The organism is Alkaliphilus serpentinus (assembly GCF_009017255.1).
Taxonomy (GTDB): Bacteria; Bacillota; Clostridia; order Peptostreptococcales; family Natronincolaceae; genus Alkaliphilus_D; species Alkaliphilus_D serpentinus.
The window spans coordinates 1-4,477 of sequence record NZ_WBZB01000062.1 but is presented as its reverse complement, the minus strand read 5'-3'; the positions used below and the strand labels follow the sequence as shown (position 1 = coordinate 4,477).

4 protein-coding genes are annotated in these 4,477 nt (G+C 33.3%); 3 read left to right on the top strand and 1 reads right to left on the bottom strand.

The annotated features are described in order from the left end of the window. The first annotated feature begins 517 nt into the window (after positions 1 to 517). From F8153_RS14860 to F8153_RS14850, 3 genes are all read left to right on the top strand, one after another. Positions 518 to 1,447, top strand: a complete 930-nt coding sequence (locus F8153_RS14860) for a GNAT family N-acetyltransferase (RefSeq protein WP_151867146.1) — start codon at positions 518 to 520, stop codon at positions 1,445 to 1,447. Positions 1,448 to 1,817: 370 nt separating this feature from the next. Next, a complete protein-coding gene (locus tag F8153_RS14855) occupies positions 1,818 to 2,264 on the top strand; it encodes an RNA polymerase sigma factor (protein WP_151867145.1) in 447 nt (148 codons plus the stop codon). Then, positions 2,257 to 3,069, top strand: coding sequence for a hypothetical protein (locus tag F8153_RS14850; protein WP_151867144.1), 813 nt, complete (start codon positions 2,257 to 2,259; stop codon positions 3,067 to 3,069). The genes F8153_RS14855 and F8153_RS14850 overlap by 8 nt, the downstream gene beginning before the upstream one ends. A 506-nt stretch (positions 3,070 to 3,575) precedes the next feature. On the opposite strand, the gene F8153_RS14845 is transcribed toward F8153_RS14850, so the two are convergent. Beyond that, positions 3,576 to 4,343, bottom strand: coding sequence for a hypothetical protein (locus F8153_RS14845; RefSeq protein ID WP_192929845.1), 768 nt, complete (start codon positions 4,341 to 4,343; stop codon positions 3,576 to 3,578). Positions 4,344 to 4,477 lie beyond the last annotated feature (134 nt).

Genomic DNA, 4,477 nt, shown 5'->3' with positions numbered 1-4,477 from the left:
CATGAAATGCTTTTGTTCTGTTCTAATAAATCAGTTATTCCAAAAGAAAATAACGTAGAAGGAGGCACATCAGATTTTCGGTAAAATCAGATAAGATTATTTTAATGATTATATCTATAATTTTTATAAGTTCTCTTGTGGTTTACCAGAATTACCCTTATAATAGAATTATCTTAATAAAGGGGGCTAAAAAATGATGATTACTACTTGCTAATAATTTTCTTTTGAAAATTAGTAAAAGGAATTGAACGCCTAAGTATAGGTTTTTTTGTGTTCGTCTTTTTCAGCTTAGTAAGTAGAGGAGTCATTTATAGTCTAAATAGCTTAATTCTCCTAGGAGTAAACAAAAGGGTTTATTAACGAAACCTTTCTGTGTATTCTTTAGAATTATGGAATTTAACTGTAGAAGACTTATCTAGCTGCAGTTTTTTTATGTATAAAAGTTATGAGTTGGTCCTGAAAGATCTATATAGGGTGTCTACATTCTAAATAATACTAACTAGGAGGAATAATAATTATGGGAATAGTACTGCGAAAATATAATAGAGAAAAAGATTATCAAAGAGTTAATGATTTCTTAAATGAAACCTACATAGGAGAAGGAAAATATCTCAATTGGCTGCAGCCAAGATGGGAGTATATGCATTTTCATCCAATGCAAGATGAAAGTAATTTGAATAGGATTGGTATTTGGGAGGATACAGGTAAAATCGTGGCAGTGGTTAACTATGAGATGAGGTTAGGAGAAGCCTTCTTCCATGTAGATCCCGATTATACACATCTAAAAGAAGAGATGTTTGAATATGCTGAAGCCAACTTGTTGGGACAGTCAGGCAAATATCCTGATAAAAAATATTTATCAGCCAATATCAATGATTTTGATAAGGAGTTAGAAGAAATTGCTGAATCAAAGGGCTACAAAAAAACTGAAACTGATAAACCATGGTGTGTTGTAACCTGGATGCCTATTCCTAACCCCTTCCCTGAGATAAAGCTACCAGAGGGATTTAGGCTACAAAGCTTAGCAGATGACAATGATTTGCATAAGGTAGACAGAGTCCTTTGGAGGGGCTTTAACCATACGGGAGAGCCACCCGCCAATGGGATAGAAGATAGAAAGTTGATGCAATCAGCACCTAATTTCAGAAAGGATCTGAATATTGTAGTTGTTGCCCCCAATGGAGACTTTGTATCCTATGCAGGAATCTGGTTTGAGGAAACCCATAAATATGCTTATGTTGAGCCTGTGGCCACTGATCCAGACTATAGAAGAATGGGCTTAGGGAAGGCTGCGGTATTGGAGGCAGTAAGACGTTGTGGTGAGTTGGGAGCAACTGTTGCCTATGTGGAATCCACTTTACCTATTTATTTAAGCTGTGGCTTTAAAAGGATTTTTGGAAGATATCCATGGGTTAAATATTTTGACAAACAACAGAAGCACACCTAGAAACTAACATCAAGGGAGGCGTATCAAGTGATGGAAATTAGCAACAGTAAATGTCGTTGAAGGGAAAGTACCATCAGCAACAATGCTAAAAAAGTTCGGCTGCGTAGAAGAAGGTAGGCGGCGGTAAAGGTGTGTCAGCATCACTGATAATGATGAAAACAAAGGTTTTAATCGAAGAATTTCAATTATATGATCTTTTATTGGAATATTTTTTTAATATTATGTCACATTTATAGGTATTTTTACATCATATATATGAAAGCTTTCAGAAAGGAGTAGCGATGGATAATCTCATTGAAGTTGTAACCCAAATAAGAAATGGCAACATTAAACTGTATGGTGATGTAATAAACTACTACCAAAATCTAATATACGGATATTTGCTACTTATACACTAAATCATCATGTTGCTGAAGATTTAACACAAGAGACATTTACGATAGCATTTTACAAATTGGATAAGTTAAAAAATATCAACTCTATGAAGAGTTGGTTATATAGAATTGCATATAACCAAGCTATGCAGTTCTTCCGTTTAAAAAGAAAAAATCAAGAAACGATTGAAAAAATCAAGAACAAATCAAATTATTATACACTTGAAGATAAAGATTATGATTTGTTGATTAAGATTAAAGAAGTCCTTACTACCTTTGAAATGTCTTTACTTATACTAATAGTAGTAGAAGAAATGAGTTATGCAGAGCTATCTACTTATTTTGATAAAAAACCAGCTACTTTACGAAAGCAATATGAAAGAATAAGAAAAAAGTTGCAAGCTGAACTAGATAATATAAAGGAGGGGACTATAAATGCTTAATGAAGATACTTTAAGTGAACGATTGAAAAATATTGAAGTGAATGAAATTGATGTAACTTCAAGAGTAATGAATAAAATAAGGAGTAAGAAAAGAACTCCGAGGAAAATAATATTGATAGCAGCTATGATTGTTATGTCAGTATCGATGGTATTCGCTGGGGCTTGGATTGTGATTAATCAAGATGGTTCCTATACAATTAAAACTGAACAAAAGACATGGTTTACACAATTTGACATTAATGATGATGTAGATAAAGAAATATATGAACTATATACTAATGTATATAAGGATTTGATAGAGATTAGTAATACTGAAGGAAAAGATTTAATAGGCTATTACATGGATGAAGGATTAGAGGCTCCTTTTGTCTTTACTTCAAATAGACTAAAACGTTATTCGATAAGTAAAATGGAAGAATTTTATTCAAACTATGATCATCCATGGGTTGAAATCGTTAAAAATAGTGTGCCAAGCGATTACAGTTTAAGTGGGGCAAGTGTTAATACAACATACCCAAAAGAGTATTTTAACTCATGGATAGAACATGCAGAGATGCTAGCTGAAGAAGGACTACTGTATTATGAGGAAATAGATAGTGCTGAGATTCTTGCTCTTTTGAGACTAGATTTCGCAAAAGCTTCTCAAGGAACAGTAAGACATTTTACTGCCTCGATAAACATGGTTTCGATTAATAATTCTGTACAGTCAAGAAATTCTGATTCTCAAATCGTTAGTATTGAAGGATATGATGGTGTTTTTACAAATCTATCTGGAAACTATAAATTATTAGAAGTAGTTTATTAGGGTGATTTATTATCTTTACATGCAAATTTAAGTAAAGATGGTGAAGTAGTTCTAGTAGATACTATGAAAAATATAATTAAAGGCCTTAAAGGAAATTGATGTTGTTTAACAATCATAAGACCATTTATTAAACCAAGGGGATGGTTCTGTTGGTTGCAACAGCTCCAAATGTATGCTAGTCTATGTTTGGAGCTGTTTTTTATGCCAAGAAAAACACGAGAAAAAAGTGAAAGTGGCCTATATTAAATAATCCTGCGAGGAATTAGTAAGCATATAATATTTGAAGACGAAGAAGATAAGGAAGAGTTTTTACAAACATTAAATAATTGCAAAGTGAAAAGAGGATATATGGTATATGGATATTCTCTTATGGGAAAATCATATACATTTCATAATTGGTACAATTGGAAATTTATTATTTAAACATTTACAGACATTTTTATATGCTATTTTATAGTTTGTTTTACGCAGTCTGACGGGGTTGTTGGCACCCTATTCAATGTATATTACCTTGTTTTAAATGCTACCTTTACCATGGCAATTAAATATAGTAGAACGCCTGCCACCAGCAGTGCTAAGGGTATTAGCTCTGTAAAGCCAGTATCTAGCTTGCTTTTATAGATATAGTTATACACAATTGATGAAATCAAGGGTATTAACAATAATATTGGATATTGCCATTTTTTTGATTTTACCTCAAATCCACTAAACAGTGAATGCTTTTTTTCTGTTTTGCCACCTATCCACAAAACCACGCAAGTAATTGCCACCATTGGAACAAAGTAGAGAATAGGTAGTATCCCTAAGGATAGTGTAATGGTAATAAAGCAAAAAATGCTAAACATAGCAAACAAGATAATTTCTAGTTTTGAAATAACCATTTTAACGGGATTAAAGCTATCAATTGACCAATAGGCTATAATCAATAGAAAAACTGTAAAAAAGCTATATATTACAAAATCCGTTGGTGCTATGGGGGACATGCCTTCGCCCCAAAACCAAGTGGCCCATATTCCCCAAAACACCCCTAGAGCAGACGAAAGTAGAATTGTAAACAGTGGTTTATTCATATGTAAAACTTTTCTAACCAAGTACCACCCAAGAAGTACATCCACAATTACATGCCATCCTATACTGGGCCAAAAAATGGAGTAGGGAAGGGCTTCATAGTAAATTGGAATCACTATGCCTTCTGTCCACCAGCCAAACAGTGCTCCTGCCAGTATTAGCCCCCAAATATTACTTACGTTAAACTTTTGCAATGCAATCAACATGCTGTAGGAGAAAAAAGCATACATAATAATAAACTCAATGAGGAATACAAGTCCAGCAGGATTTGTAGTTAGTGTCTCTATTAGGCCGATAGCTGGCTCTTCATTAAAAAAGCCTCAATTGTAAAATTAACTTC

Bases quoted from the DNA above. Each gene is read 5' to 3' on its own strand.
- F8153_RS14860 (WP_151867146.1), top strand. From the start codon at position 518: ATGGGAATAGTACTGCGAAAATATAATAGAGAAAAAGATTATCAAAGA.
- F8153_RS14850 (WP_151867144.1), top strand. From the start codon at position 2,257: ATGCTTAATGAAGATACTTTAAGTGAACGATTGAAAAATATTGAAGTG.
- F8153_RS14845 (WP_192929845.1), bottom strand. From the start codon at position 4,343: ATGTTGATTGCATTGCAAAAGTTTAACGTAAGTAATATTTGGGGGCTA.